This window comes from Nocardia coubleae NBRC 108252, from assembly GCF_001612805.1.
Taxonomy (GTDB): domain Bacteria; phylum Actinomycetota; class Actinomycetes; order Mycobacteriales; family Mycobacteriaceae; genus Nocardia; species Nocardia coubleae.
On sequence record NZ_BDBD01000008.1, the window covers coordinates 143,131 to 167,491 of the forward strand.

At 68.1% G+C, this 24,361-nt stretch carries 28 protein-coding genes; 19 read left to right on the forward strand and 9 right to left on the reverse strand.

Annotated features, from left to right (window positions below; genetic code table 11):
* Nucleotides 1–3 precede the first annotated feature (3 nt).
* Both NCO8_RS07005 and NCO8_RS07010 read right to left on the reverse strand, forming a co-directional pair.
* The gene (locus NCO8_RS07005; RefSeq protein WP_157104806.1) at nt 4–1,572 is read right to left on the reverse strand and encodes a serine/threonine-protein kinase; all 1,569 of its coding nucleotides are present in this window, start codon (nt 1,570–1,572) and stop codon (nt 4–6) included.
* 61 nt (nt 1,573–1,633) lie between these two features.
* Nucleotides 1,634–3,565, reverse strand: a complete 1,932-nt coding sequence (locus NCO8_RS07010; RefSeq protein WP_210740312.1) for an N-6 DNA methylase — start codon at nt 3,563–3,565, stop codon at nt 1,634–1,636.
* A gap of 322 nt (nt 3,566–3,887) precedes the next feature.
* On the opposite strand from NCO8_RS07010, the gene NCO8_RS07015 reads away from it, so the two are divergent.
* The 3 genes from NCO8_RS07015 to NCO8_RS07025 all read left to right on the forward strand — a co-directional run bounded on the left by NCO8_RS07015 (nt 3,888) and on the right by NCO8_RS07025 (nt 5,491).
* The gene (locus NCO8_RS07015; RefSeq protein WP_210740313.1) at nt 3,888–4,475 is read left to right on the forward strand and encodes a DUF4352 domain-containing protein; all 588 of its coding nucleotides are present in this window, start codon (nt 3,888–3,890) and stop codon (nt 4,473–4,475) included.
* Nucleotides 4,476–4,547: 72 nt separating this feature from the next.
* Nucleotides 4,548–4,991, forward strand: a complete 444-nt coding sequence (locus NCO8_RS07020) for a MarR family winged helix-turn-helix transcriptional regulator (RefSeq protein WP_067637405.1) — start codon at nt 4,548–4,550, stop codon at nt 4,989–4,991.
* Between the two features lie 62 nt (nt 4,992–5,053).
* Nucleotides 5,054–5,491 (forward strand): hypothetical protein, encoded by a 438-nt coding sequence (locus tag NCO8_RS07025; RefSeq protein ID WP_067637407.1) that lies wholly within the window; start codon nt 5,054–5,056, stop codon nt 5,489–5,491.
* Here NCO8_RS07025 and NCO8_RS07030 read toward each other — a convergent pair.
* Complete coding sequence (locus tag NCO8_RS07030; RefSeq protein WP_067637552.1) at nt 5,466–6,164, reverse strand: type 1 glutamine amidotransferase domain-containing protein; 699 nt, start codon at nt 6,162–6,164, stop codon at nt 5,466–5,468. The two genes, NCO8_RS07025 and NCO8_RS07030, sit on opposite strands and share 26 nt — an antisense overlap.
* Before the next feature lie 29 nt (nt 6,165–6,193).
* Complete coding sequence (locus NCO8_RS07035) at nt 6,194–6,529, reverse strand: ArsR/SmtB family transcription factor (RefSeq protein WP_067491441.1); 336 nt, start codon at nt 6,527–6,529, stop codon at nt 6,194–6,196.
* Nucleotides 6,530–6,607: 78 nt separating this feature from the next.
* Between NCO8_RS07035 and NCO8_RS07040 the strand changes: the two genes are divergently transcribed.
* From NCO8_RS07040 to dprE1, 6 genes are read left to right on the forward strand one after another with little or no spacing between them, the layout of a single operon-like run.
* Nucleotides 6,608–8,194, forward strand: coding sequence for an ABC transporter substrate-binding protein (locus NCO8_RS07040; protein WP_376739940.1), 1,587 nt, complete (start codon nt 6,608–6,610; stop codon nt 8,192–8,194).
* A gap of 20 nt (nt 8,195–8,214) precedes the next feature.
* Nucleotides 8,215–9,168, forward strand: coding sequence for an ABC transporter permease (locus NCO8_RS07045; protein ID WP_084456719.1), 954 nt, complete (start codon nt 8,215–8,217; stop codon nt 9,166–9,168).
* Nucleotides 9,161–9,991, forward strand: a complete 831-nt coding sequence (locus NCO8_RS07050) for an ABC transporter permease (RefSeq protein WP_067637409.1) — start codon at nt 9,161–9,163, stop codon at nt 9,989–9,991. Before NCO8_RS07045 ends, NCO8_RS07050 begins: the two co-directional genes overlap by 8 nt.
* Entirely contained in the window at nt 9,988–11,055 is a 1,068-nt protein-coding gene (locus tag NCO8_RS07055) for an ATP-binding cassette domain-containing protein (RefSeq protein WP_067637411.1), read from the forward strand. The genes NCO8_RS07050 and NCO8_RS07055 overlap by 4 nt, the downstream gene beginning before the upstream one ends.
* The gene (locus tag NCO8_RS07060; protein WP_067637558.1) at nt 11,042–11,689 is read left to right on the forward strand and encodes an ABC transporter ATP-binding protein; all 648 of its coding nucleotides are present in this window, start codon (nt 11,042–11,044) and stop codon (nt 11,687–11,689) included. Before NCO8_RS07055 ends, NCO8_RS07060 begins: the two co-directional genes overlap by 14 nt.
* A gap of 9 nt (nt 11,690–11,698) precedes the next feature.
* Entirely contained in the window at nt 11,699–13,084 is a 1,386-nt protein-coding gene (gene dprE1 / locus NCO8_RS07065) for a decaprenylphosphoryl-beta-D-ribose oxidase (RefSeq protein WP_067637413.1), read from the forward strand.
* 1 nt (nt 13,085) lies between these two features.
* Here the strand turns inward: dprE1 and NCO8_RS07070 are convergent, their stop codons facing one another.
* Entirely contained in the window at nt 13,086–14,189 is a 1,104-nt protein-coding gene (locus NCO8_RS07070; protein ID WP_245655266.1) for a cytochrome P450, read from the reverse strand.
* A gap of 214 nt (nt 14,190–14,403) precedes the next feature.
* On the opposite strand from NCO8_RS07070, the gene NCO8_RS07075 reads away from it, so the two are divergent.
* The 7 genes from NCO8_RS07075 to NCO8_RS07105 are packed head-to-tail and all read left to right on the forward strand — an operon-like array spanning nt 14,404 to nt 19,666.
* Nucleotides 14,404–15,432, forward strand: coding sequence for a 3-oxoacyl-ACP synthase III family protein (locus NCO8_RS07075; protein ID WP_067637417.1), 1,029 nt, complete (start codon nt 14,404–14,406; stop codon nt 15,430–15,432).
* A 6-nt stretch (nt 15,433–15,438) separates the two neighbouring features.
* Nucleotides 15,439–16,305, forward strand: a complete 867-nt coding sequence (locus tag NCO8_RS07080) for a beta-ketoacyl-[acyl-carrier-protein] synthase family protein (protein WP_067637418.1) — start codon at nt 15,439–15,441, stop codon at nt 16,303–16,305.
* A complete protein-coding gene (locus NCO8_RS07085; protein ID WP_243749732.1) occupies nt 16,302–16,664 on the forward strand; it encodes a hypothetical protein in 363 nt (120 codons plus the stop codon). Before NCO8_RS07080 ends, NCO8_RS07085 begins: the two co-directional genes overlap by 4 nt.
* Before the next feature lie 13 nt (nt 16,665–16,677).
* A complete protein-coding gene (locus tag NCO8_RS07090; protein WP_067637420.1) occupies nt 16,678–17,433 on the forward strand; it encodes a glycosyltransferase family 2 protein in 756 nt (251 codons plus the stop codon).
* On the forward strand, nt 17,430–18,956 hold the full coding sequence (locus NCO8_RS07095; RefSeq protein WP_245655267.1) for a class I adenylate-forming enzyme family protein: 1,527 nt from the start codon (nt 17,430–17,432) through the stop codon (nt 18,954–18,956). The genes NCO8_RS07090 and NCO8_RS07095 overlap by 4 nt, the downstream gene beginning before the upstream one ends.
* A 52-nt stretch (nt 18,957–19,008) precedes the next feature.
* Nucleotides 19,009–19,260, forward strand: coding sequence for a type II toxin-antitoxin system Phd/YefM family antitoxin (locus tag NCO8_RS07100; RefSeq protein ID WP_067637421.1), 252 nt, complete (start codon nt 19,009–19,011; stop codon nt 19,258–19,260).
* Nucleotides 19,253–19,666: a type II toxin-antitoxin system VapC family toxin gene (locus tag NCO8_RS07105; RefSeq protein ID WP_084456699.1), complete on the forward strand. Its 414-nt coding sequence runs from the start codon at nt 19,253–19,255 to the stop codon at nt 19,664–19,666. The genes NCO8_RS07100 and NCO8_RS07105 overlap by 8 nt, the downstream gene beginning before the upstream one ends.
* On the opposite strand, the gene NCO8_RS07110 is transcribed toward NCO8_RS07105, so the two are convergent.
* Entirely contained in the window at nt 19,634–20,941 is a 1,308-nt protein-coding gene (locus NCO8_RS07110; RefSeq protein WP_157104808.1) for a phthiocerol/phthiodiolone dimycocerosyl transferase family protein, read from the reverse strand. The two genes, NCO8_RS07105 and NCO8_RS07110, sit on opposite strands and share 33 nt — an antisense overlap.
* Before the next feature lie 111 nt (nt 20,942–21,052).
* Here NCO8_RS07110 and NCO8_RS07115 point away from each other — a divergent pair, with 111 nt between their 5' ends.
* Nucleotides 21,053–21,331 carry a hypothetical protein gene (locus tag NCO8_RS07115; RefSeq protein ID WP_067491422.1) on the forward strand — a complete coding sequence of 93 codons (279 nt, stop codon included), beginning with the start codon at nt 21,053–21,055 and terminating at the stop codon, nt 21,329–21,331.
* Nucleotides 21,328–21,651 (forward strand): hypothetical protein, encoded by a 324-nt coding sequence (locus tag NCO8_RS07120; protein WP_067637425.1) that lies wholly within the window; start codon nt 21,328–21,330, stop codon nt 21,649–21,651. Before NCO8_RS07115 ends, NCO8_RS07120 begins: the two co-directional genes overlap by 4 nt.
* Nucleotides 21,652–21,658: 7 nt before the next feature.
* Here NCO8_RS07120 and NCO8_RS07125 read toward each other — a convergent pair whose 3' ends face one another.
* Together NCO8_RS07125 and NCO8_RS07130 are read right to left on the reverse strand one after the other, a co-directional pair.
* Nucleotides 21,659–22,078, reverse strand: coding sequence for a type II toxin-antitoxin system VapC family toxin (locus tag NCO8_RS07125; RefSeq protein ID WP_067637427.1), 420 nt, complete (start codon nt 22,076–22,078; stop codon nt 21,659–21,661).
* Entirely contained in the window at nt 22,075–22,341 is a 267-nt protein-coding gene (locus NCO8_RS07130) for a hypothetical protein (RefSeq protein WP_067637429.1), read from the reverse strand. Before NCO8_RS07130 ends, NCO8_RS07125 begins: the two co-directional genes overlap by 4 nt.
* 183 nt (nt 22,342–22,524) lie before the next feature.
* Between NCO8_RS07130 and NCO8_RS07135 the strand changes: the two genes are divergently transcribed.
* Nucleotides 22,525–23,274 carry a peptidase inhibitor family I36 protein gene (locus NCO8_RS07135; RefSeq protein WP_157104809.1) on the forward strand — a complete coding sequence of 250 codons (750 nt, stop codon included), beginning with the start codon at nt 22,525–22,527 and terminating at the stop codon, nt 23,272–23,274.
* Nucleotides 23,275–23,343: 69 nt separating this feature from the next.
* Here the strand turns inward: NCO8_RS07135 and NCO8_RS07140 are convergent, their stop codons facing one another.
* Complete coding sequence (locus tag NCO8_RS07140; protein ID WP_067637432.1) at nt 23,344–24,264, reverse strand: hypothetical protein; 921 nt, start codon at nt 24,262–24,264, stop codon at nt 23,344–23,346.
* Nucleotides 24,265–24,361: the final 97 nt, after the last annotated feature.

The following is a 24,361-nucleotide window of genomic DNA, read 5'->3' on the forward strand; positions in this document are numbered from 1 at the left end:
ACCTCAGCAGCGGAGTTCGGCCGCCAGTGCTTCGATCTTCCGGCGCATCGGGTCGTCGGGTGGCCGTAGCACCGCGAGGTCGTCCCGTAACCGGGCGACGAACCTCGCAGCCCGGGCGTGGTCGCCCGCGGCGGGCAGGTGCTCGGCGAGCGCGAGCCGGACCAGCAGCGCGTCGTCACCGAATTCGTTGTCTGCCGAACGTATTTCACCGAGCATCCGGTACAGCTCGTCGACCGCGGCCGCGGCGGTGAGCTCGCCGAGCGCGGCGCGGCAACCGATCGCGGCCACCCGCGCCCGCCTGCCCCTGGTGCCGGTCGGCTCCTCGATCGCTTCGACCCGCTGCCACTGCGCCAGCGCCCGGCGTTGTTCACCGGAGTGCTCGAGCGCGGTGGCGATATCGCGGTGCAGGTCGCCCAGCTGCGGACTGTCGGGCCCGAAGCGTTGTTCGGCCTGATCGACGACGCCGAGCAGCACGTCGGCCGCCTGCGCGGCCCGGCCGAGCGCGAACAATTCGCGATACCGCGCGGCGGCCTCGGACAGACCGGTGGCGGCGGGCAGCTCGTGGGAAGGCTTGGGCGGCAGCGGTTCCACCACGGCGTCGGCGGGCGGATTGGGTCGGCGGAAGAGCCGCGTCGGGTCGGGATGGGTCCGCGAGGCGGGGTCCTCCGGTGCGCCCGGCGCGGGCAGGAACGGCAGCAGCCGCTCGTAGACGAGTTGCGCGCTCGACGGTCGCTGCGCCGGATCCTTGGCCAGCAGCTCGAGGACGAGCTGTTCGATCGGGGCCGGCACGTCCCGGCGCAGCGCGCGCAGCGGTGTCGGCGGGTCGGACAGGTGCCGGTTGTGGGTGTCGAACTCCGATCGGGCCTCGAAAACCCTTCGTCCGCTGAACATCTCGTGCATCACGCAGCCGAGCGCGTACAGGTCGGCGCGTGGACCCGCTTCCTGCCCGTTCACCAGCTCGGGCGGCATGTAAGCGGCGGTGCCGAGAACCGATCCGGTCCTGGTGATCCGCCCGGTGCTCCCGTCGAGCAGTGCCGCGATCCCGAAGTCGATCACCTTCACCGTGCCGTCTTGTGCGACAACGATATTGGCCGGTTTCAGGTCCCGGTGCACCACCGGCAGCACATGGGCATACGACAGCACCGTCGCGATCTGCGTGGCGATCGCGACGGCCCAGCCGACCGGCAGTTCACCGATCTCGGCCAGATAGTCCCGCAGCGTCACGCCGTCGATGTGCTCCATCACCAGGTACACGCTGTCGGCCTGCGCGTCGAGCACGGCGTCGAACACCTGGGGCACGCCGTGATGCCTGATCCGGGCCGTCACCCTGGCCTCACGGCGGAACCGGGCGACGAACTCGTCGACCAGATCGGCACGAGAGGCGAACTGGCGCACCGCGATCCGCTTCACGGCGACCGGCCGGTCGAGCACCGTGTCGTAGCCGGCCAGCACCTCCCCCATCCCACCGGCACCGAGCACCCCGGTGATCTCGTACCGCCCGTCGACGATCTCGCCCACCACTACCCCCAGCTCGATACCGGTACCGGACGCCAGCACGATACTGCCCGGCACCGATCGGCACCGCCTCGACTACTCTGCCGGGCCGGTAGCGATGTCGTCGGCGGCTCCTCGGCTACTTCGCCGGTGGCTCGAGCGCGCCCGCCGTCAGGCCGGTGGCGATGAGGTCCGCGGCGGTACGGGCGGCCTCGGCGGTGGTGCGGGCGCTCACCCGGAGTTGGTGCAGCCGGCGGAATGCCGCGCCGTAGCGTTGCTGTTCGGCGATCGGCAGCAGCGGGATGCGCAGGCGGGCGGGATCGAGGCGGATGGTGGTTGTGCCGAACATGGCGGCCGCGTTGTCGGGGCTGCCGATGAAACCCGCGAAGAACCAGGGATCCACGCGGGCGGGATCGGTGCGGAAGACGAGCACGCCCGGCCCGGGAACAGCACCGATATCGGCGCCCTCGGCGACACGGGCGCCCTGGGCGGCACCGTGGTCGTCGCGCAGCCGCGACACCAGGACATCGCCTTCTTCGATCGGCTCCCCCACCGGCGACCCGGGCGTCGTGATGCCCGACGGGTTGCGGCTGCCGAGCAGGTCGTGGCCCGTGAGCACCGGACGCGCGTCGTCGGCGGGGGCCGGGTCGGTGGTCGCGGTGACGATCCGCACCGCCTTACCGGCGATCAGGTTGCCGACCGCCACGTAACGCCAGTCGGTGCCGGGGGCCGAATCCCATTCGCGCACAGCCTCGGCCACCGCCCGCAGCTCGCCGAGGTGGTCGCCGAGCGCACCGATCGCGGTGTGCGCTGCGGCGGAGGCGTTGCCCGGGTCGACCGCCGCACGCACCTGACGGGCGGGCGTCAGATCCACATCGTCGTCGAGGACATCCATCACCCGAACCACGGCGGTGACATCGGGGACGGTCGCGGCCTGCGCGTCACCGGCGTCGAACGCACGCCAGGACTCGACCACCGTGGTCGCCAGGTGCTGCCAGTCCGGTTGGTCCCCGCGATTCGGCAGGCGGGTGGTGTCGGCGAACAGCAACGTGTCACCGGGACTACCGACACCGGAGCGGCGCAGCACCCACAGTTGCAGCCCCACCTGACGCGGCGTCGACGCGCCTGGCGGCAGCGCGATCACCGCGCGCAGGGCACCGGCCCGCAACAGTTCCATGCGGATCCGCCGGCCGGAGGAGCGCGCCGCGACGGCGGGCGGCAGGAGAAGCACCGCGGTCGCGCCCGGGCGCAGGTGGGCGAGGGCGTGCTGCGCCCAGGCGAGTTCGGATTCACCGCGCGGGGGCACCGAATACACCCAGCGCGGGTCGAGTGCGAGCTCGTCGGCACCCCAATCACGTTGCGAGTAGGGCGGGTTCGAGATGACCGCATCGAATTCGGTCTCGGGAAAGGCGTCGGCGAGCAGGGCGTCACCGGCGCGGATGTCGGACTTCGCCTGCGGGACGAGGACGCCGAGCGCGGCCGCGGTGCGGCCGGCCTGCACCGGGAGGATGTCCTGCCCGTTCAGCTGCGTCGCGCCGATACGCGCGGCTTCGAGCAGGAGGGTGCCACCACCGCAGGCGGGATCGAGGACCGAACTCGGGGTGGGTGAGGTCGCGGCGGCGAGCAGGTCGGCCATGAGGGCCGCCACGGGCTGGTCGGTCGGGTAGACGCCGGTACTCGGCCCGTCGAGGCCACGTTCGGACAGCACCGCGAGCGTCTGGGTGACGCCGACTTCGTCGATCGCCTCGCGGATGGCCTTGCGCACCGGATCGGCGGCTTTCGCACGTTTGTCGGCGACGAATGCCATGAGCGCGACGACCTCGTCGGGGGCGACCTCGGAGCGTAAGAGGGTGCGCAGCCGCTGCACCGGGGAATCGGCGGCGGTGACGCCGTGGCCGCGCAACCACTGCTGCACCTCGGCGAGGTCGAACAGCGGCCGTTTCTCCGAGCCTCCCGGTACGGGCGCGGGGAAGTCGGCGTGGCGGCGCCGCCAATTGCTGACGGTCGCACGAGTGACGCCTGCCAACCGCGAGATCTCGGCGGCGGCCACGGTGGGCGTCGAGTCTGGCATGGGTCTCCTCTCGGCCCCCGGCCCTACCGGCCAGGTAGTCAAGGTCAAACCTTACATGGATTGGTTACTTATCCGTTCTGACGTACACATTCCCGATTCGTCAATCTTGAAAACATTGTTGTTCTGTTGCCAATGGCGCCTGTTCGGTGTAGCGTCCTTCTCAACGGAGCGGCAACCGGCCTGGAACCGCTTCCGACGCGCAAATCCCTTGCGCGGCAACACATTCATGCTGCGGCATCCAGCCGGGCAACCCATCCCCATGACGCCGGACAGTCCGTCCCGGCGCGATCACGCCTGACCTTTTCCAGACGAGGAGCCAGCCATGTCCCACCCCCAGCACACCAATCCCGGTGCCCCGCAGCAGCCCTACTACCCGCAGCCGCCGAAGAAGCGCAAGGTCTGGCCGTGGGTGCTCGGCGGCTTCCTGCTCGCGGTTCTGGCCCTCTTCGGCGGCTGCGTGGCCCTCATCGGCGGGGCCGCCAACGAGGTGGCCAAGAGCGAGCAGGCACGGTCGGTGGCCGCACCCGCGGGCACCGAGGTCCGCGACGGGAAGTTCGCGTTCACGGTGACGCAGGTCGACCCGCCGGTCCGCACGGTCGGCGACAACCCGTACCTGCAGAAGACCGCCCAGGGCGAATTCGTGCTCGTGCACGTCGAGGTGACCAATGTCGGCGATGTGGCCCAGCAGTACTTCGGGGCGAATCAGAAACTGATCGACGCTCAGGGTCGCGAGTTCGCCAACGACACCTCCGCGGAGATCAATGTCAACGACGAGCTCGTCGCCGAGATCAATCCGGGCAACAAGATCTCGATGGTCCTGGTGTTCGACGTGCCGACCGGCACCGACCCGGCGGCGGTCGAATTCCACGACTCGGCCTTTTCCAACGGTGCGCGGGTAGCGCTGAAGTAAGCGATCACCCGGCTCGGTGCCCGGCGGTATCCGCCGGGCACCGAGCCGTGCGCGTACGGGAAAATGCGGGGCATGACCACTGACGACGGGCGACCCGGACCGCCGATTATGAGCCCGAGCATCCTGGTGATCACCCTGTGCCGGCGGGTGGAGGCGGCACTGGGAGCGGGGCTGGCGCCGTTGGATCTGACGGTGGCGCGGCTGGGGCTGCTCGGGCATATCAACGGTGTGCCGGGGGCCTCGTTCAGCGAGCTGGCGCGGATGTCGGGGACCAGCGTGCAGAGCGTGCACACCTCGGTGAAGGCGCTGGTCGGTGCCGGGTTGGTGCGAGACCGGACCGCGCGGGCGGGGTCGGCATCGACCATCGAACTCACCGAAGACGGGGTCCGCTTGCTGGCGGCGGCACGAGAAGTGGTGTCGCAGGTCGATATTCAGCTCTTCGGCCCCGAGGCGGATCCGATCCAGCGACAGGTGGGCGCGGCGATTCTCCAGGCATTCTCGGGCGCCTCGCCCTAGCACTTTCAACAACTATGAAGGTTGCGCTACGCTTCAAGCATGTTGAAGGCTGGAGGTCGGTAGTGGAACATTTCTTGCTGTCGGTGCATGTGCTCGCGGGCATCGTTTTCGTCGGTGGCTCGGCGGTCGCCACCAGTCTTTTCCCGCGCTACGCGCCGATCGCCGCGCCAGAACCCGATTCGGTGCGCAGCCGGTCGGTGGCCGTCGCGATGCACCGCATCACCGGCAACTACGCGAAGCTGGCGATCATCGTGCCGGCGGTCGGGATCATCCTGGCCACCATCCAGGGGCGGATGAACGAAATCTGGATCACCTCGGCCATGATCACCACGGCCATCGCGGGCGGCCTGCTCGCGGTGCAGATCCATCCGATGCAACGGCAGGCACTCGACGAGCCCGACGACGGCAAACGCCTGCGGATGCTGTCGATGCTGGCAGGGATCTACAACCTGCTGTGGACGGCGGTCGTCGTGCTCATGATCGTGCGCCCGGGCGGCTGAGCGCGTCGAGGAAGACGGCGACGAGGTCGGGGGTCGAGGCGGGGTTCTGGCCGGTGTGCAGGCAGCGATCCGATTCCACATGGGGCGCGAAGGGTTCGGCGCAGCGGTAGTCGACACCGAGTTCGGTGAGCCGGTCCTGCAGGAGCCAACGCGCCCGATCGGCCAGCCCGTTGAGGTCTTCCTCGGCATTGCTGAAGGCGGTCACGCGGTAGCCCGCGAAGTCGTCGCCGGTGGCGAGCAGGGCTGCGGGGCCGTGGCTGATCAGCGCCGTCGGCTTGTCCGCGCGGAGGGCGTCGACGAGCAGCGCGGCGGAATCGGCGTTGCCTGCGAGGTCTTCCATCGGCCCGTAACCGCCGGGGTAGTAGAGGGCGTCGACGTCGGCGGCGGAGATCTCGCCGAGTGCGACGGGCTTTTCGAGAACCGTCGCGCCCTTGATCGTTTCGGCCACTTCCTGCGCTTTGTCGTTGCCGCCGTTGGCATTCGGCGCGAGGCTGCCGAGGTCGACGGGTGGCACCACCCCGCCGGGCGTCGCCACCAGCACCTCGTGTCCCACCTCGCGGAAGGCCAGGTAGGCGATGGTGAATTCGGCGGCCCAGTAGCCGGTGTAGTGCTTGGCGCCGGTGGTGAGACTCCAGCGGTCGGCACCGGTCATCACGAACAGGATCTTCGCCATCATCGCCTCCCGAACAAGGCCGATCGACGTCAGGTGTGTTTGGCGCCGATGGTGTGCAGAATCTCGTGGATGATCGGGTCGGCGAGCCGGTTGGTGACCGATCGGCCTTCCCGGCTCGATACGACGCACCCCTCGTGCCGCAGCACGCGCAGCGCCTGGGAGATCGCGTTCTCGGTGCGCCCGATCGCGGCCGCGAGCTCACCCACGCTGATGCCGGGAGTGCGGTGCAGGCAGAGCAGGATCTCCAGCCGGTTGGGGTCCGAGAGCAGGTCGAATCGCTGCGCCCAGGCGCGGATCTCGACATCACCGATCGCGCGCCTGCCGAGCTCGACCGGCGACCCGTCCAGTGTGCGTGGCTCTCCCATAACGCCCTCAGCTTAGTCGCCGGGTTCGGCGCCGGACTATCATCTGTCCATCTGTTCAGATAAACAGCTAGGAACATCATGATGCGAATTCGGACCGTCGCGGGGGCCGCGTTCGCGCTGGTACTCACCGCCTGCGGTGCGCCGACCGCCACGACCACCGATTCGCTGGTCCTCGCGGATGCCGCCGAACTGGGCGGATACAACCCGATCGCCGGTTACGGCGCGGCAGGCGAGGCGAAGATCTACGACGGTCTGCTCCGGCTCACCGGTGGTTCCGGGATGCCCGGTTTCGCACCCGCGCTGGCCACCGAGTTGCCGAGAGCCGAACCCGGTGCCGCCGTGTGGACGGTGCCGCTGCGCACGGGCGTGCGGTTCAGCGACGCAACCACGTTCGACGCGGCCGACGTGGTGGCCACCTATCGTGCGATCCTCGACCCTGCCTCGGCTTCGGAGGTCCGTTCGTCGTTCTCGATGATCGAGCGGGTCGAGGCCGTCGATCCCGCCACCGTGCGTTTCACGCTGCGGCACCCGTATGCCGCGTTCCCCACCAAGCTGCTCATCGGGATCGTGCCGTCGGAGGCGGTGGCCGAACCGGGACCCGCCACCGAGTCGGCGCTCAATACGAAGCCGGTCGGCACGGGGCCCTACCGGCTGACGACCCTGGAACCGACCCGAGCCGTATTCGTGGCGAACGAGAACTATTGGGGCGGTGCGCCTGCCGTGAAGCGGCTCACGGTGCTCCACGTCCCCGACGACAACACCCGCGCGCAGCGGATCGCGAGCGGCGAGCTGGACGGAACCTCGCTGCCGCCGCTGCTGGCCGCCACCTTCGCCGACCGCGCGCCGATGTCGGTGCACGCCAACACCTCTGCCGATTGGCGCGGTGTCTCCCTGCCCGCCGGTGATCCGGTGGCCGGTGATCCCGCGGTCCGGCTCGCGCTGAATTTCGCCGTGGATCGGCAGGCCATGATCGACAACATCCTCGGCGGATACGGGCGGCCCGCTTACACCCCCGTTCCGGAGGTATACGGCGAATCCCACAACCCCACCGCGACTTTCGCGTTCGACCGGGCGCGTGCCGAGCAGATCCTCGACGCGGCGGGCTGGCCGCGCGGTGCGGACGGCGTGCGCGCGAAACAGGGTGTGCGGGCCCGGTTCACGGTGATGTACAACTCCACCGATACCTTGCGCCGTGACCTCGCCATGGCGTTCGCCTCCGACGCTCGCCGGGTCGGTGTGGAGGTGGATCTCGAAGCGTTGTCCTGGGATCGGATCGAACCCCGGATCGAACGGGCGGGCATTCTGCTCGGCGGCGGCAGCGAGCCCTTCGATCCCGATACGCAGGCCTACAACACCCTGCACACCGTCGATCCGGGTGCGGGCAGCCCGTACGACAATGCCAGCCGCCACTCCGATCCCACGATCGATGCCCTGCTCGAAAAGGCCAGGCGCACCCTCGATCCGGCCGACCGGGCGGCCGCCTACCGTGCGGTACAGACCCGCTACGCCGAGGACCCGAGCCATGTTTTCCTCGTCCACCTGGATCACACCTATGTGGTGAAGGATTCGGGGTGGACGATGTCGGGACCGGTACTCGAGCCACACGCGCACGGCGTGACGTGGGGGCCGTGGTGGTCGCTGCAGACCTGGACGCGCGGCTCGTGAGGGGGCGTGGCATCGCGCGGATGACGCGGCGGCGGGTGCTGACGATGATTCCGGTGCTGGTCGCGGTGTCGGCGGCGCTGTTCGCCGCAGCCGCGGTCTCACCGTTCGACCCGCTCGTCGGCTACCTCGGCGACCGCTACGTCACCACCGGCGCCGCCGATCGCGCGGTACTCGCCGGGCAGTTGGGGCTCGACGTGCCTTGGTACCGGCTCTACGCACAGTGGGCCGCCGACCTGTGCACCGGCGACCTCGGGGCGTCGCGCAGCTTCGCCCAGCCGGTGAGTGAGCTTCTCGCTCAGCGCATTCCGTGGACGATGCTGCTGGTGACGGTCGCCATGACGGTGGCGGTCGCGGTGTCGCTCGTGGCCGGGGTGGTCGCGGGGATGCGCCGCGGTGGCCTGCTCGACCGGGTGGTGAGTACCGTCTGCGTCGCCCTGCAGGGGCTCCCGCCGTTCGTGGTGTCGCTGGCCGTGATCGGGGTGTTCGCGGTGGGGCTCGGCTGGTTGCCGCCTGCCGGGCTCACCGATGCGGGCGCCGAGGTCGATGCGGCGCAGGTCGCGCGGCACCTGGTGTTGCCCGCTGCCGCCCTGGCGGTCTCGCAGCTGCCGTGGTTGTTGCTCGCGGTGCGGGAAACGGTGGCCGCCAATCGCGGTGAGGACTTCGTGGTGGGCGCGGTGACGCGCAGCATCGACACCGCGACCATCACCCGCCGCCACATCCTGCCTTCCTCGCTGGCACCGTTCGTCACGATCCTCGGTGCGCGGCTGCCCGAAGTGGTAGTCGGTGCGGTGCTGGTGGAGGAGATCTTCTCCTGGCCGGGGGTGGCGGGCGCCTTCGTGCAATCGGCGAAGGACCTGGATATGGCGTTGCTGGCCACACTGACGGTCGCGACGACGGGTGCGGTGCTGCTCGGTTCGCTGCTCGCCGACATCGCGGTGGTACTGCTGGATCCCCGGGTGCGGGCCGATGGGTGAGCGTGCTCGGCGACGGCTGTTCGTCGCGGTCGCGGTGCTGGTCGCCGTGTTGATCTACGCGCTGGTCGTGCCGTGGCTCGGTGGCGTCGACGACCGGCTCACCGATTTCGCCCAGGCCCGGCAGGCGCCGTCGGCGCGGTGGTGGTTCGGTACCGATGCGGCGGGACGGTCGCTGTTCGTGCGGATCGCGGCGGCGCTGCGCACCTCGCTGGTGGTCGCGGTGTGCGCGGCGGCGGTGTCGACGGTGCTCGGTGTGCTGGTCGGTGCGGTATCGGCGCTGGCAGGTGGGCGGGTCGACCGGGTGCTGATGCGGTTCGCCGACACCGCCAATGCCCTGCCACATCTGCTGCTCGGCATCGTGATCGTCGCGCTGTTCCGTGGCAATACCGTGGCGGTGGTGTTGTCCATCGGGCTCACGCATTGGGTTCAGGTGGCGCGGATCGTGCGGGCGGAAAGTCTGAGCCTGCGTGAACGCGACTATGTGGCTGCCGCAGTGCTGGCCGGGGCCGGGCGCACCCATCTGTTCACCCGGCACCTGTTGCCCGCCGTGACCCCACAGGCGTTGATCGCGGTGGTTCTGCTTCTGCCGCATGCGATTTGGCATGAGTCGACGCTGTCGTTCCTCGGGTTCGGGTTGCCGCCGCACGAACCGAGTCTCGGCACGCTGCTGGAGGAGGCGCGGGGTTCGCTGTTGCTCGGCGGGTGGTGGACATTGGTGTTCCCGGCGGGGTTCCTGGTGGTGACGACCATTGCGGTCGCTGTGGCCGGGTCGTCGCTCAGGGGGATTCTGGTGCCGCCCAAGCCTTCCCGGATTCCGCGATGAACGGGGTGGCCGTAAGCCCCCGCGAGGGGCTGCGGATCGATGGGCTGACGGTGCGGATTCCCGTACGACGTGGCGCTGTAGTGCATGCGGTGAGTGAGGTGTCGCTCGAGGTGGCGGCGGGCACGGTCACGGCGCTGGTCGGTGAATCCGGTTGCGGAAAGTCGGTTGTCGCGAGTGCGGTGATGGGGGTATTGCCGCAGGCGGCGGTGGTGAGTGGGGCCGTTCATCTCGGCCTGAGTGGTCGGAGCGTGCAGATTCTCGGTGACCGCGTCGATTCGAGCTTGCCGGCGAGCGCTGGAACCGATCTCGGCGCTTCACAATTCGACCATCCTCAGTCGATTCCGGGGGCCGCGGAACAACCAGGTGAGCGCAGTGGCAGCGCAACCCGATGGTTGGCGCGTCATCGTCCCCAGGTCGAACCGTACCGTGGTCGTCATATCGCGCTGGTCCCGCAGTCCGCGAGCACACACTTCACACCGGTCCGCACACTCGGCTCACAACTCGCGGAAACCGTTGCAGCGCTGGGCACCTCGCACACACCGGCCGACCTGCTGCGCCGAGCCGGGCTCGAACCCACAGCACTTGACCTCTATCCACACCAACTGTCCGGCGGAATGGCCCAGCGGGCGGCGGTCGCGGCGGCGCTGGCCGGTGATCCGGCGGTGATCGTCGCCGACGAACCGACGGCCGGACTGGACCGCGACCACACCGATCGGATCGGCGCCCTGCTGCGTGAGTGCGCCGACGCGGGTGCGGCCGTCCTGCTCATCACCCACGATCTGAGTCACCTGCTGCGGGCGGGGATCGCCGACACGGTGGCGATCATGTACGCCTCGCGGTTGATGGAGGTGGGGCCCGCGGCCGAGGTGTTCGCGGATCCGTGGCACGACTACACGCGCGATCTGCTCGCCGCGCTGCCGGAGAACGGTCTGCACCCACTCCCCCATCCACCACTCGAGCTGACGAATCTGTCCGACATTTGCCCCTACGCGGGTGGACCTACTGCGCTGGTTCCGCAGCGGCAACGCATGATTCGGAAAGGTGTCGACGGTGCTCATCGCTGATTCGATCACTGTCGGTTACGGCAGCCCCGTACTCCAGGACGTGACGCTGACGATCTCGCCCGGTGAGATCGTCGGACTCGGCGGCGAATCCGGTTCGGGCAAAACAACTCTCGCCGCTACTTTGGCGGGACTGCGCACGCCCGATGCGGGGCGGGTCACGGTCGACGGCGTACCACCCCGACGCGCACGCGGCACCACAGCCATGGTCTTCCAATCCCCGCGCGCCGCGACCAATCCCCACTTGACCGTGGCACAGATCATCGCCGAGCCCGCCCGAATCCACCGCCGCCCCATCGATATTCCCGCCCTGGCTACCTCGGTCGGCCTCACCCCCGACCTCCTCGACCGCCGCCCCCACACCCTCAGCGAAGGCCAACTCCAACGCGCCTGCCTGGCCCGCGCCCTCGCCCAGAACCCGCGCTACCTACTCCTCGACGAACCGACCGCCATGCTCGACGCGGCGACGACCGCCGCCGTCATCCGCCTGGTCGTCGAACACGCCACCACCCTCGGCGTCCTCCTCATCAGCCACGACCCCGCCCTCCTCGAGGTGGCATGCACCCGCGTGCACACCCTGCACAAGGGCACACTTTCTCCACAACTCCCTCAGGCGGGGCTCAGCGAACCGATTTAGCGTGGCCGGGTGACATCGACGCAGGGGACATGCACCGCAACGCGACGGCGTTTGAGCGGGTGGGGGCGCACCGCACCGACCGTCGCCGAGGTGCTGCGCACACCCGATCTGGACCTGATCGCCGAGCGGGTGCGTACGGCGGGCGCGCGTGGGGTGATCGCCCGCGGGCTCGGCCGCAGCTACGGAGACCCCGCCCAGAACGGCGGTGGGCTGGTGATCGACATGACCGCCCTGGACCGGATCCACCGCATCGACCCCGACAGCGGGATCGTCGACGTGGACGCTGGCGTGAGCCTGGACGCGCTGATGCGCGCGGCCCTGCCCTACGGCCTGTGGGTGCCGGTGCTGCCCGGCACCCGCCAGGTGACCGTCGGCGGCGCGATCGCCGCGGATATCCATGGGAAGAACCATCATTCGCAGGGCAGCTTCGGCAACCACGTGCTTTCGCTCGACCTGCTCACCGCCGACGGCGACCTCCGTACCCTGACACCCGACGGCGACGACCGCGATTTGTTCTGGGTCACCGTCGGCGGGATGGGACTCACCGGAATCGTCACCGGTGCGCGAATCCGGTTGAAGCACACCGAAACCGCGTACTTCGTCGTCGACAACGACCGCACCCGCGATCTCGACGAGACCATGGAATTGCTCACGGGTGGGTCCGACGACGGCTACGACTATTCGATGGCGGTGCCCGACACCATTTCCACCGGGGCGAAGCTCGGCCGCGCGGGTTTCAGTCGTGGGTCGCTGGCCACGCTCGATCAGCTACCGCCGAAATTGCGCGCCAGGCCGCTGACTTTCGATGCGCCACAACTGTTCACGGTGCCCGATATCTTCCCCAACGGCATGGTCAACGCCGTCACCACGCGCATCGCCGGGGAGGCGGCGCACCGGATGTTTCCCCGCCGGGCACGCGGCCGCATCCAGAATCTGACGCAGTTCTATCACCCGCTCGATCTGCTCGGGGAATGGAATCGCGCCTACGGCAAACGGGGTTTCCTGCAGTACCAGTTCTCGATGCCGTTCGGCGCCGAACAACACCTGGCCGATGCCGTCCGCGCCATCGCCGAATCGGGCAATCACTCGTTCCTCAATGTGTTCAAACGCATGGGCGCGAGCAATCCGGCACCTTTGTCCTGGCCGCACCCCGGTTACATGCTCAGCCTTGATTTCGCCTTCACCGACGGCCTCGGCCGGTTCTGCGCCGAACTCGACGAGCGAGTCCTCGCCGCTGGCGGCCGCCTCTACTTCGCCAAAGACTCCCGCACCACCCCGCGAATGATCGAAGCGATGTACCCCCGCCTCGACGAGTGGCGGCGCACCCGGAACCGAATCGACCCGGAGGGTGTTTTCGCCTCCGACCTCGCCCGCCGCCTGCGTCTCCTCGGCTGACTCAGGCGAGCCGGATGCGCAGGGATTCGTAGGTGGGGATGAAGACTTTGCGGCGGTAGCGGCGTTCGACGATTTCCCAGGGACGGCCTGCGGCGGTGAGGGATGCGAGCAGGGCGGTGAGTTCGGAGTGGACCAGTTGCGCGCCAAGGCACAGGTGGCGACCGCCGCCGAACCAGAGCTGGCGTGTTTCGGGGTTGTAGTCGCGGTGGATGTCGAAATCGCCCGCGGCATTGTTGATGGTCCAGGTGAGGATCTTGACGTGATCGCCGGCTTTGAGGTCGCGGTCGGCGACGCGGACGTCGGCGGTGACGGAGCGGCCGACGAGGTAGGCGGGGCTCGTGACGCGCAGGGTTTCGCGGACCGCGTCGGGTAGGCGGTGGGGGGCGGCGAGCAGGGCGCGGTGCTGGTCGCTGTCGTGCATGATCGCGACCATCCTCGTCATGGCGCTGGCCAGGGTGTCGGTGCCCGCGACCGCCATGAGGATCGCCAGCCCGGCCGCGTGTTCGACGGCGAGGCCGAGCTCGCGGCAGCGGCCGAGGGTGGTGTCGGGGTCGGCGCGCTCGTAGGCGGCGGGAACATTCACGGCGAGCCGGGTGGCCAGCTCCCTGGCCCGCGCCACCGCGACCGGGTCGAGGGTGGTGGAGGTCATGGTGCCGAACCCCAGGTTGACCAGCTCCTCCACATGATGGAACAGGCGAAGGAACAGCGCGTCCTGGTCGTCGTCGGGATCGCCGCCGATGGCCGCGGCGATGTCCTCGGGCCGCATACCGACCAGGTCGGAGACGCTGCGGCCGACGAGGATCTGCGCGCGGGCGGCCATGTCGACGGTCTCGCCCGCCGCCAGCCGCTCCCGCATATCACGCAGATCGGGACCGATGACCCGCCGGACCAGCGCGTCGGTGTGGGTGAGGGTGAACAGGTCACGCACCTTGGTACGCAATTCAGTGTGCCCGGGGCCTTCGAACAGGTCCTGCACCCAGTCACCGATCACCTGCGACCACCAGTGCCCGGCCGCGCCCTCGGAGACGATGCTGAAGTGGGTGCTGTCGTTGTAGATCTGCCGGGCGATCACGGGATCGGCGACGAACCAACCGAGTGCGGGCACTTTGCGCACCGGCCGCGCGACCCGTCCCAGCAGCAATAAGCCCGGTAACCAGGGCTGACCTGCGGCTAGTAGGGTGAGTTCACGGCGACGAGCAGTACTCCACACCCCGGCAGAATCTAGCTGACCAGGCCCGATTAGTGAAGGTCTGTGACTAGGATCGGCGGCACGCGCGGTGGCGGAGTCGGCCTTCGCGCGATAGCTGGAAGTGACACACATGGTGAGATCGACAATCGAAGCGATCGGCGCGTACCTGCCGTCCCGCGAGCTGACCACGACGGAACTGATGAGCAGGCTGGCCGTCGAGGCGCCGCTGGATCTGGAGAAGGTCAGCGGGGTCAGGGCCCGCCGGGTGCGCGGTGACGACGAGGACTCGTTCACCATCGCACTCGCCGCGGCCCGCACCGCACTGGACAACTCGCACTACGAGGCCGCCGACCTCGATGTGGTGATCTCGTGTTCGATCACCCGCACCCGTGGCACCGATTTCTGCCTGGAACCGTCGTTCGCACTGATGCTGCGCAACACCCTCGGCGCCACCCGCGCGATACATTTCGACGTCTCCAATGCCTGCGCGGGCATGCTGACCGGAGTGCTGGTGCTGGACAGGATGATTCGGTCCGGCGCGGTGAAACGCGGCCTGGTGGTCTCCGGTGAGTGCATCACGCCGATCTCCGACACCGCGGTCCGCGAGATCTCCGAGAAGTACGACCCGCAATTCGCTTCGCTCACCGTCGGCGACGCGGGCGCGGCCGTGCTGCTCGAGGCCACCGACGGGCCCGGCCTGGACTATGTGGAACTCAATACCAGCGCCGCCTACGCCAAGTTGTGTCTCGGTATGCCGAGCGACCGCAGCGCGGGCGTGGCGCTCTACACCGACAACCGGGCTATGCACAACGAATCGCGGTATCTGCTGTGGACCTCGCGTCAGCAACGGTTCCTCACCGAACGCGACTCGAGTTTCGCCGCCGAGGGCTACGACTACCTGATCCACCACCAATTCAGCGGCCCGGCAGTGGAATTGATCGACAAGATCGCCGAGCGCGAGTTCGACTCGGTGATGCCACCCAAACTCGCCGTGCTCGACAAGTACGGAAACACCGCGTCGACTTCACATTTCGTCGTTCTGCACGACGCGCTGCGGGACGGCCGGATCGCACCGGGGTCGAAGGTATTGCTCGTGCCCGCCGCCTCCGGGGTGGTCGCGGGATTTTTGTCGGTGACACTGGGCGATCTTCGGGTATAGGACAGTATGGGAATTATCATTTCGGCGGCGATCACACGCACCGGCGGCGTCAGCTCGGTGGGTCAGGCGGCCGAGGCCGCCCGCGCCGCGCTCGACGCGGCGGGCTGTCCGCACGAGCAGGTCGACGCGCTCATCAATGTCGGGGTGTACCGCGACGCCAACCTGGTGGAACCGGCGGTGGCCGCGCTCATCCAGCAGGCCGCCGGTGTGGGCCTCGAGTACCGGCCCGGCGATGTGCCGTGCCTGTCGTTCGACCTCATGAACGGCGCCTGCGGGCCGGTGAACGCCATCGGCGTGGCCGCCTCGCTGCTGGCCGACCTACCCAACGGGCACGTGGTGATCGTCTCCGGTGACGCGCATCCGTCGATGAGCGCGGACGCACACTTCCCGTTCCAGCCCGTGGGTGCGGCGTTCGTCCTCGAGAACCGGGCCGACGTGGCCGGTTTCGGTGACGTCCACGTGAGCGCCGGTGACACCCTGCCCGATGCGCAGGGGTATGTGGCTCTCGCCGAGATGGGCGCCGAGGGACGCTCGGCGCTGACCGTCGAACTCGCCACCAGCACAGCCGAACTCGTCGAGCACGCGGTGATCGCGGCGCGCGACGCACTGACCACCGACGGTCTCGACGCGGCCGATACAGTACTGGTGTGCGGTAAGCCGACGCCGGAATTCGCCTCCGAACTGGCGCGCGAACTCGGCGTCGCGGCGGTGGTGACCGACGACTTCGCCGGTGACGCCCATACCTCCGCCCTCACCGGCGCCTATGTCGCCGCGCGAGCGGCGGGACACGACAATCGTGCGCTGCTGTTCGTCGCCGCCGACGGCGGGCCGACGGCGGCGGCGGTGACCTACCGAGGACAGGGAGTGCGGTGAGCAGTCGTCCGTTGCATGCGGTCTCTACGGAGGGTGATTTCTGGCAGGTGAGTGTGCCCCAACCGGGCCGTCACCGGGCCGAACCCCCGCGTGCCCCGAGCCGCGAGGCGGTGCTCGCCCTGCGGGCGATCCCGATTTTCGGGTGGTTGTTCCTGATTCTCGGTGTGGTCCGCCCGTTCCGCACCAAGCTGCTGCGGGTCGCGTTCTGGATCGATGTGGTGCTCAGTGTCGGTGTGCATGCCGCGCAGATCCCGGCCGCGCGGCGGGTGGCCGCCGAACGCGGTATCCCGGCCGGCCGGGCCGCACTGATGACGATGCTGCTCGGCGCCACCTGGTGGAAGACCCTGGGCGAGCCATGACCGACCGGCGCCCGTGAGAAAGCCGCTGTGGGTGGTGATCCCCGCGTTCGACGAGGAACGCGGGATCGAGGCGACGCTGAAAGCTCTTGCCGCCCAACGTGACACCGATTTCACGGTGGTCGTCGTGGACAACAATTCCACCGATCGCACCGTCGAGGTGGTGCGTAAATTCGCCGCGGCGAACCCGGTTCCGGTGATCGAGGTGATCGACGAGGCGCAGAAGGGCACCGGCGCGGCGGCCGACACCGGTATGCGGTACGCCATCGCACAGGGCGCGGAACTGCTGGCCCGCACCGACGCCGACTGCCTGCCGGCGCCGGACTGGACGCAGCGGATCCGCGCCGGCTTCGACTCCGGTCTGCGCCTGGTGAGCGGGCAGCTGATTCCCCGGACCGACGAGGGGGTTTCCTGGCGGGACCGCACGATCATCCGGGTCGCGCTCGAGGTGGCTTCGCTGTTCGGGAAGGTGCGCTCGGGTAATCGTGACCCCAGATATCTCGGGCCGTATGTGATGACACCGGGGTGCAATATGGCCATTACCGCCGAACTCTATTCGGCCGCAGGCGGATTCCCGCGTACCGCCATCGAGGACCTGCACGAGGACCGTGCCCTGGTGAACGCGGTGCGCACCATCACCACCGATTACGGGCTGCGCCGTGACGTGCGGGTGTACGGGTCGAACCGGCGGGTGCGCGCGTGGGGTATTCGCAAGACGCTGGCCTGGTACGCCGATCACCGGTACCGGCCCGAGGTGGTCGACATCCGGTGAGCTCGTTGTTTCCCGATTTCCTCGACCGTCTCGCCACCCATGCCACCCGTATTCCGGACGCCTCGGCACTCGGAACCGTCGGCAAGCGGGCGCTCACCTATCGCGAGCTGGTCGACACGATCGGCCGGGTGGCACACAATCTGCGGGTCGCCGGATTGCGGCCGGGTGATCGGATGCTGTTCTCGATCCGGCCGTCGGTGAGTTCGGTCGGGTTGATCTTCGGCACCATCGCCGCGGGCGGGACGATTGTGTTCGTGGATCCCGGCGTGGGGCCGGAGTTGTTCGCCAAGCGCATCGCGCTGGTCGAACCCCCCTGGGCGGCAACGGAATCGCTGCTCTATGCGGTGAGCGGGCCGCTGGCCGGATTCGGGCGCAAGCGTGGGTTGACGTTGCCCCGGTTCAGTGAGCTCGAGGTTCGGCACCTGCACAGCGGGGTGTGGTTGCCCGGCACGCCCATGCGATCCCTCCCGCTGCGCCGCGTACTCGGTGACGCGCCGGATTCGTCTCTGCCTCAGGGTGATCCGGAAGCGGAGGCATTGATCGTCTTCACCTCTGGCACCACCGACGAGCCGAAAGCCGTTGTGCATACCCGTGCTTCGCTCAGCGCCGGACTGGCAGCGATGGGTGGGCAGACCAGCCTCGCGCCAGGTGCGTTCCTGCACACCGAACAGCTCATGATGGGTCTGCCCGCGCTGATGTCGGGTGCGCGCTGGGCCATGCCGAAGTATCCCCGGTTCGGCACCCACATCGATCCTGTGCGGTTCACCCGCAACCTGCGCAGCGCCACCCACGCCTTCTACACACCCGCCGACCTCGCCGTGGCCCTCGATGCGCTGGAGGCGGGGAAGATCGCCGCGCCGCAGTACCTGCGTCAGGTCGCGCTCGGTGGCGCGCCGGTGACGGCCGCGCTGCTGCGTCGAGCACAGAAGTCGTTGCCCGACACCGAGTTTCTCGCCGTCTACGGCATGACCGAGATCTTGCCCGTCGCGGTCGCCACCGGCGCCGACAAGCTCGCGCACGACGGTGACCTGCTCGGCACGCCTGTTCGCGGCGTCCGGGCACGCATCGCCGACGACGGCGAACTCGTCCTGAGCGGACCGAACCTGTGCCGCGGCTACCTCGGTTCCGCACCGCTGACCGAGATCGCGACCGGCGACCTCGCCCGCTTCGACGGCGCCCGGCTGGTCCTCACCGGACGCAAGAAGGACATGATGATCCGGGGCAAGACCAACATCTACCCCGGACTCTACGAACCGGCGATCGCCGGCGTCGACGGGGTGCGCGAGGCCGTGCTGGTCGGGCTGCCCGACGAGATCGGCGACGAACGCATCGTCCTCGCGATCGTCCCCGAGCCTGGCGCGGGCGATGTGGTCGACCGTCTCCGCACCGTCTTACCGCAGCTCATCGACACCTCCGCCCTGCCGGACGACATCGTGGTCGTCGACCGCATCCCTGTCACAGGCCGGACAAGCAAGCCCGATCGGACCGCGCTGCGCGAAATGGTGCGGGCTATCCTGCCATAACCGCATCCGTAGCATTCTGTACACGCCGTAGCAGCAGAGTACACTCGGCTTTATGAGGCAGATCCAGCAACGCGACCTACGCAACGACAGCGGGAAAGTTCTAGCCGCCGTCGAAGCCGGCGAAAGCTTCATCATCACGCGGAACGGCAATCCGGTGGCCAAACTCGAGCCATTGGTTCGCCGGACATTCGTGCCGGTCTCCGAGCTCGCGCGCACCAGCGCGACCTTGCCTGCTGTCGGATACGAACAGTGGCGTGCCGACCTCGATGCGATGATCGATCCGGAAGTTTCCGGCAGTGAGTGAGGCTGCCGAACCTCTCAATATCCTGCTGGACACTTCGGTCCTCATCGATTACGCCGAGATCCACACCGAGCTTCCCAGTCAGGCCGAAGCCGCGATCAGCGCAGTCAGCCTCGCCGAACTCGCGGCCGGAGTCCACGCGGCGAAGGACCCGGTGCATCGAGCACAGCGACAACTCCAGTTCCACTGGGTAGTACGAACCTTCGATCCCTTGGTATTCGACGCCGAGACAGCGCATGTTTACGGATCATTGGCTCTACTGGTCGAACAGCTCGGCCGCAAACCCCGCAGTCGCGTCGCAGACCTGCAGATCGCTGCGACCGCTGTCCAACATGCACTGCCGCTATACACACGGAACCCGGACGATTTCAAGGGTCTAGGTCCTCTGCTCAACGTTATTCCGGTCTGAGCAACCGGCTATGGCGATCATGGTGTCGGCCAGGGCTTCAATGGTTGCCCTGGGGAGCATGGTGTCGACGTAGCAGAAGGTGATCGACATGGTGTTGTCGAAGGTGGCGACACCTACGGTGAGGGCGCTGGCACAGGAGTTGGTTCCCGCTACCGTGACGTCGGTGATGTGCAGGGGCTCAGGGGTTTTCGGCGGGGTGACCAGGCCGAGGTTGCTGAGGGTGACGTTCCAGGGGGCGCGGCGGTCGATGAGTTCGATGGTGCGCCTGCCTGATTCGAGGGTGCGGGGGCAGCCGTAGCGGATGGCCGCCAATGAGCGGAGATCGGCGTGGCGGGCGATCCCTCTGTCCAACTGTGCTTTTGCGGATCGTGCGGCGTCGGGCAGATCGGTTCCGAAGGGGACGAAGGTGGGGACTACGGCGGTGAACATGCCGGGTTCGTCTTCGGCGGGAGGCGGATACAGGCGGGTGCGGATGTCGACGGGGATGCCGATGCCCACCGTGCCGGTCGCTTTCGGGGCGTGGCCGCCGATCGCCTCGGCCAGTGCCGCTGCCAACAGCGCGTTGACGGTGACGCTTTCGCGTTGGCAGCGGGCGCGCAGAGCAATGAGCTTCTCCCCCGTGATCGTGCGCACGACCGTGCGGGTGCGGCGAATCGGTAGCGGTGGCGGGCAACCGGGCAGGCTTACGGCGCGCCGGGCGAAGGCGGTGAGCTGGGCGGACACATTCGTCCACAGGCAGCGCCACATCCGCGTCTGCGCGGGCGGGATCAGGTCATCCGGCGCCGGAATCGCCGGGCGGGCGGTGACCACGGGTTGGGCACCAAAGGCGTAGGCGAGCAGTCGCCAGACGAGCGCGACCATCGAACGCCCGTCGAGATAGACATGCGAGAACACCACGATCAGGTCGTGCTGCTCGTCGTCGGTGCCCGGCCGGAAAGCCAAGTCGACGATCCGACCCGGCGCGGTCGCCAAGTCGACAGGCGTCGCGAGCTGAGTGTCGAACACGGTGCGCCAGTCATCGAGGCCGACGACGATGCGATGCAACACCGGCAGATGCGGGTCCGCCGACGCGACAAAACACGGCCCCTGTCCCACCACCGACCGCAACAACGGAAACTCCGCGACAAGCGCTTCGGCCGCGAACTCCAGCCGATAAGCCCCGATCGGCCCCCGCACCCGGATCCGCACCACACAATTCGCGGGCGACAACTGATCCACCAACCAGAACCACCGCTCCGACGCCGACAACGCACGCTGCACCGCTTCCGTGCGCACCGTCGCACCCACCCTTCGTCGGAAAATCGGGTCACGGCGAGCCTAACGAACAGCGGCCGGTTCGATACACAGCTCTTTCACAGTCCGTTACTACGTGCGTATTATGGACTTATGGGTTTCGAGTGGCCTGATTGGGCGATCGCTCACCTGATCGGCATCGAACCCAGCGAGGTTCGGCAGGTCCTCGCAGCGTCACGACGGTGGCCGCGCCCGGCCTTCGACGGCCAGGTGACCGTCTTGACGGTGTGGGGGCGCACCACGGCCGGGCGTCCGTTGATCGTGGTCACACGGCAGCGCGACGACTGGACGTGGGTGATCATCGGCGCACGGACGATGCGTGCCGAGGAGCTGGCGCAATTCGAGCAGTGGGAAAGTGGGAATCCATCATGAGCGATCAGGACTTTCCGTCCAGCCGAGAGGAACTCGCCGATTTCATGGACCGGCTGAGTTTCTCCGACGAGCCTGCCGACGCGCCGCCCCGACTGCCGGCCAACGAGGACATCATGGTGACCACCTCGATCCGGTTACCGCTCGGCCTGCATTCCCGCCTCAAGGATCTGGCCGACGAACGGCGCGTCGGAGTATCGACGCTACTGCGCGAATGGGCCGAGGCCGCCGTCGCCGAAATCGACGACGAAGACCACATGATCTCCCTGGCCGAAGCCAAACGCGCCCTCTCCCGAGTCCACCCCATCCACCGAGCCAGCTGAACGCCCCCTACTGGATCGGCGCAGTATTCGCGGCCGTCAACACGCGCACCGAGCAGGTGATGCCCGGCGCGTTCGCCAGCCTCGAATCGGTGGTGAGCAGATCGCAACCATATGCCTCGGCCGCGGCGACATAGGCGGCGTCGTAGGCGGTCAGATTGTCGTGCAGCGCCCAGATTCTCGGGACGAGTACGCGCGTGACCGGAACTTCGGGGTCGAGTTTTTCCAACGCGGTGACAGCGCGAGCGGCCTGCCCGGTGGTGATGGTGCCCGCGCGGGCGAAACGGCGGATGACGGACAGAACCTCGACAGTCCAATGCTGCGGGGTGATCCAGCGATTGTCGGCTTCCAAGGCATCGCGGCAGACGGTACCGAGTGGGTCGGGGTTCAGGAGCGCGTGAACGAAGACCGAAGCGTCGACCACGATCATTCGCGAGCTCCCGGACCGTCCAACGCCGAGTCCCGCTCGCAGCGTTCATCGTCCAAGGCCACTATGACGTCCTGAGCTGTGAACGCGACATCCCAGGTGGCCGGACTGAACTGCTTGAGCACCGCGATGTTGTCCTGGCGCCGGGCTTCATCGCGCACCAGGTCGAAGAGGAATGCCTGCAAAGACTGCCCTCGCTGGCGAGCCAACGCGACCAACTGGTCCCGCAGCGGTTCGGGAACGTCGCGAATCTGCAAGGCAACCATGCATGCAATTGTACATGCATGACCGGGATTGTGGCGATGCGCTCGTGATGGACACTGACACGGGCGCCGCCGTCAGAGCTGAGAAGTTCGTTGTGCTGAGCAATCGAAACCACGCCCGAACGCGGGTTTCGTTGCGGGCGGAACCGGCTGCGGGAGAGCGGTTTCCGGGCGCATTCTGACGCCGTGCGGACAGTGTTCACGGTGATACTCGCGATGCTTGTCGGGTTCGGTGCGGTGGCGTGTGACCACGAGAAGGCGACCGAGACGGCACAGGATGTCGTGTGCGAGATGGTGGTGCCGGTCGTCGAGGTCATCGCGCTGAAACTGCGGGCCGGGGTGACGGTGACGGCGGCACTGGTGACGGCGGCGACCGGGATCGCGCTGAGCGCGGCCTGTGAGTACGTGATCGACCGGCTCGGTGCGGCGCCCGACGAGGAACACACCGTCGAGCTCGAAAGCGGAAAGGGCAGCGAGACAACGACCGTCACTGCCAAGACGTTCACCAGCGTCACCGAGGACTGGTGCAACAAGACCGGCGGCTGCACCGGCTTCGAGCGTTGCCCCACCTCGTATGTGTGCGTGTTCACCGGACACGACGGTGCGGGCAAGATGTCGCTGTTCAAGATCGGCTCCCCCGACCTGAGCGGCCAGCACATCGACGCCGCCGCCGTCTCGGTGTTCAACCGCACCGGCAAGACGGTCACCCTGTTCGACACCGCAGGACACGAAGGCGACAGCTACACCATCGCCGTGTCGACCAAGGGAAATCTGCCCGAGGAATGGCAGGGGCGAGCCCGGTCGCTGACGGTGGGACCGGTGCCGACCACTACCACGAAGAAGACCACCACGACAACCGCACCTATCCCGACGAGCACGACCCGCAAGCCGACGACCACCACGTCGACGGTGACCACCGCCGCCCCACCCTCCTGACCGAATGCATGTCCCTCACCTCCACAGGGAGCGCAGCCGACAATGCGGAGACCGAACCGAACTGAACCACTATGTCAGTGCAGCCGCGGCGAGTTTTCCGATTTGTCCCTTTGCCAAATAGTTGAGGGCACTGTGGGGTTCGGCACCGTTGTCGACCAGGGTGACTCCCGGCGCGACGCCCCGGTCGGAGGTTCGGAACAGTGGGGCCAGGTCGAGGGTGGTTGCGATGATGTCGTCGCGGTCGGCGAGGTTGTCCCAGCTGGTCACGGTGGGTGGCACTCCAGGTGGGCTAGGCCGCAGGCGGGGATAGATGATCGAGTGCAGTCCGAGCGGTGAGCCCGCGGTGATGAGCGCGACCGGTTGGGTGGTGCGGTGCAGGGCTTCGTAGGTGACGACCGAACCCAGGGAATGGGCGATGACAAGGCGGGTTTCGGGGCCGATGTGCTCGAGCACGCGCTGCTGGGCGAACTCGCGGACCTGGGGGTCGGTGAAGTAGCGGGTGACCTGGCCGAGGGCGCGGACCACGAAACGGGAGGCAAGGCTGTACCCGCCGGGGGCGAACCAGTTCAGCCGGGTCAGAGCGTTGATGGCTGGGCGGAGAGCGGCACCTGCACCCTGTGGTTGGGCGGTGGTGTCGGCGAGGATGGCCAGTTGGCGGTCCGCTTCGGCGCGGTCGGCTGGGTCGGCGGCCCGCTCGGCGGCGGCACGCAACCATGCTTCGGCGAGCCTTTCGGCCAGGTCGAGTTCGTTCGTGTCCAGTTCAACCGATGCCGGGCCGCCCTGTGCACCCGCTTCGAGGAAGGCGTTGCCGTAGAAGGCCATTCGGGCCTCGATCGAGCCGGGGCGCTGCTGACGCCACATTTCGTCCGCCAGTTCGGGGTACCCAGCGAGACGGACCGCGCCGGCGAGGGCAGGCATCCAACGGCTTTCCAGGAGGTCCGCGGAGTACTGCTCCTGAGCGATACCGTGGACGAGAACAATTTCCGACATTGTCGGCTCCCCTCACTGGGTCAGCCGGATCCGTCCGGCGCCAACCCGATTCTGCCAGAGGCGCTTTCGTCGGAGAACCGGCAGATTTCGGTTCGTC

What these genes read in the sequence shown, in the direction of transcription:
- NCO8_RS07010 (WP_210740312.1), bottom strand. Translation starts at nt 3,565, where the DNA reads ATGCCAGACTCGACGCCCACCGTGGCCGCCGCCGAGATCTCGCGGTTG.
- NCO8_RS07015 (WP_210740313.1), top strand. Translation starts at nt 3,888, where the DNA reads ATGTCCCACCCCCAGCACACCAATCCCGGTGCCCCGCAGCAGCCCTAC.
- NCO8_RS07020 (WP_067637405.1), top strand. Translation starts at nt 4,548, where the DNA reads ATGACCACTGACGACGGGCGACCCGGACCGCCGATTATGAGCCCGAGC.
- NCO8_RS07030 (WP_067637552.1), bottom strand. Translation starts at nt 6,164, where the DNA reads ATGGCGAAGATCCTGTTCGTGATGACCGGTGCCGACCGCTGGAGTCTC.
- NCO8_RS07035 (WP_067491441.1), bottom strand. Translation starts at nt 6,529, where the DNA reads ATGGGAGAGCCACGCACACTGGACGGGTCGCCGGTCGAGCTCGGCAGG.
- NCO8_RS07040 (WP_376739940.1), top strand. Translation starts at nt 6,608, where the DNA reads ATGATGCGAATTCGGACCGTCGCGGGGGCCGCGTTCGCGCTGGTACTC.
- NCO8_RS07045 (WP_084456719.1), top strand. Translation starts at nt 8,215, where the DNA reads ATGACGCGGCGGCGGGTGCTGACGATGATTCCGGTGCTGGTCGCGGTG.
- NCO8_RS07050 (WP_067637409.1), top strand. Translation starts at nt 9,161, where the DNA reads ATGGGTGAGCGTGCTCGGCGACGGCTGTTCGTCGCGGTCGCGGTGCTG.
- NCO8_RS07055 (WP_067637411.1), top strand. Translation starts at nt 9,988, where the DNA reads ATGAACGGGGTGGCCGTAAGCCCCCGCGAGGGGCTGCGGATCGATGGG.
- NCO8_RS07075 (WP_067637417.1), top strand. Translation starts at nt 14,404, where the DNA reads ATGGTGAGATCGACAATCGAAGCGATCGGCGCGTACCTGCCGTCCCGC.
- NCO8_RS07080 (WP_067637418.1), top strand. Translation starts at nt 15,439, where the DNA reads ATGGGAATTATCATTTCGGCGGCGATCACACGCACCGGCGGCGTCAGC.
- NCO8_RS07100 (WP_067637421.1), top strand. Translation starts at nt 19,009, where the DNA reads ATGAGGCAGATCCAGCAACGCGACCTACGCAACGACAGCGGGAAAGTT.
- NCO8_RS07115 (WP_067491422.1), top strand. Translation starts at nt 21,053, where the DNA reads ATGGGTTTCGAGTGGCCTGATTGGGCGATCGCTCACCTGATCGGCATC.
- NCO8_RS07120 (WP_067637425.1), top strand. Translation starts at nt 21,328, where the DNA reads ATGAGCGATCAGGACTTTCCGTCCAGCCGAGAGGAACTCGCCGATTTC.
- NCO8_RS07125 (WP_067637427.1), bottom strand. Translation starts at nt 22,078, where the DNA reads ATGATCGTGGTCGACGCTTCGGTCTTCGTTCACGCGCTCCTGAACCCC.
- NCO8_RS07130 (WP_067637429.1), bottom strand. Translation starts at nt 22,341, where the DNA reads ATGGTTGCCTTGCAGATTCGCGACGTTCCCGAACCGCTGCGGGACCAG.
- NCO8_RS07140 (WP_067637432.1), bottom strand. Translation starts at nt 24,264, where the DNA reads ATGTCGGAAATTGTTCTCGTCCACGGTATCGCTCAGGAGCAGTACTCC.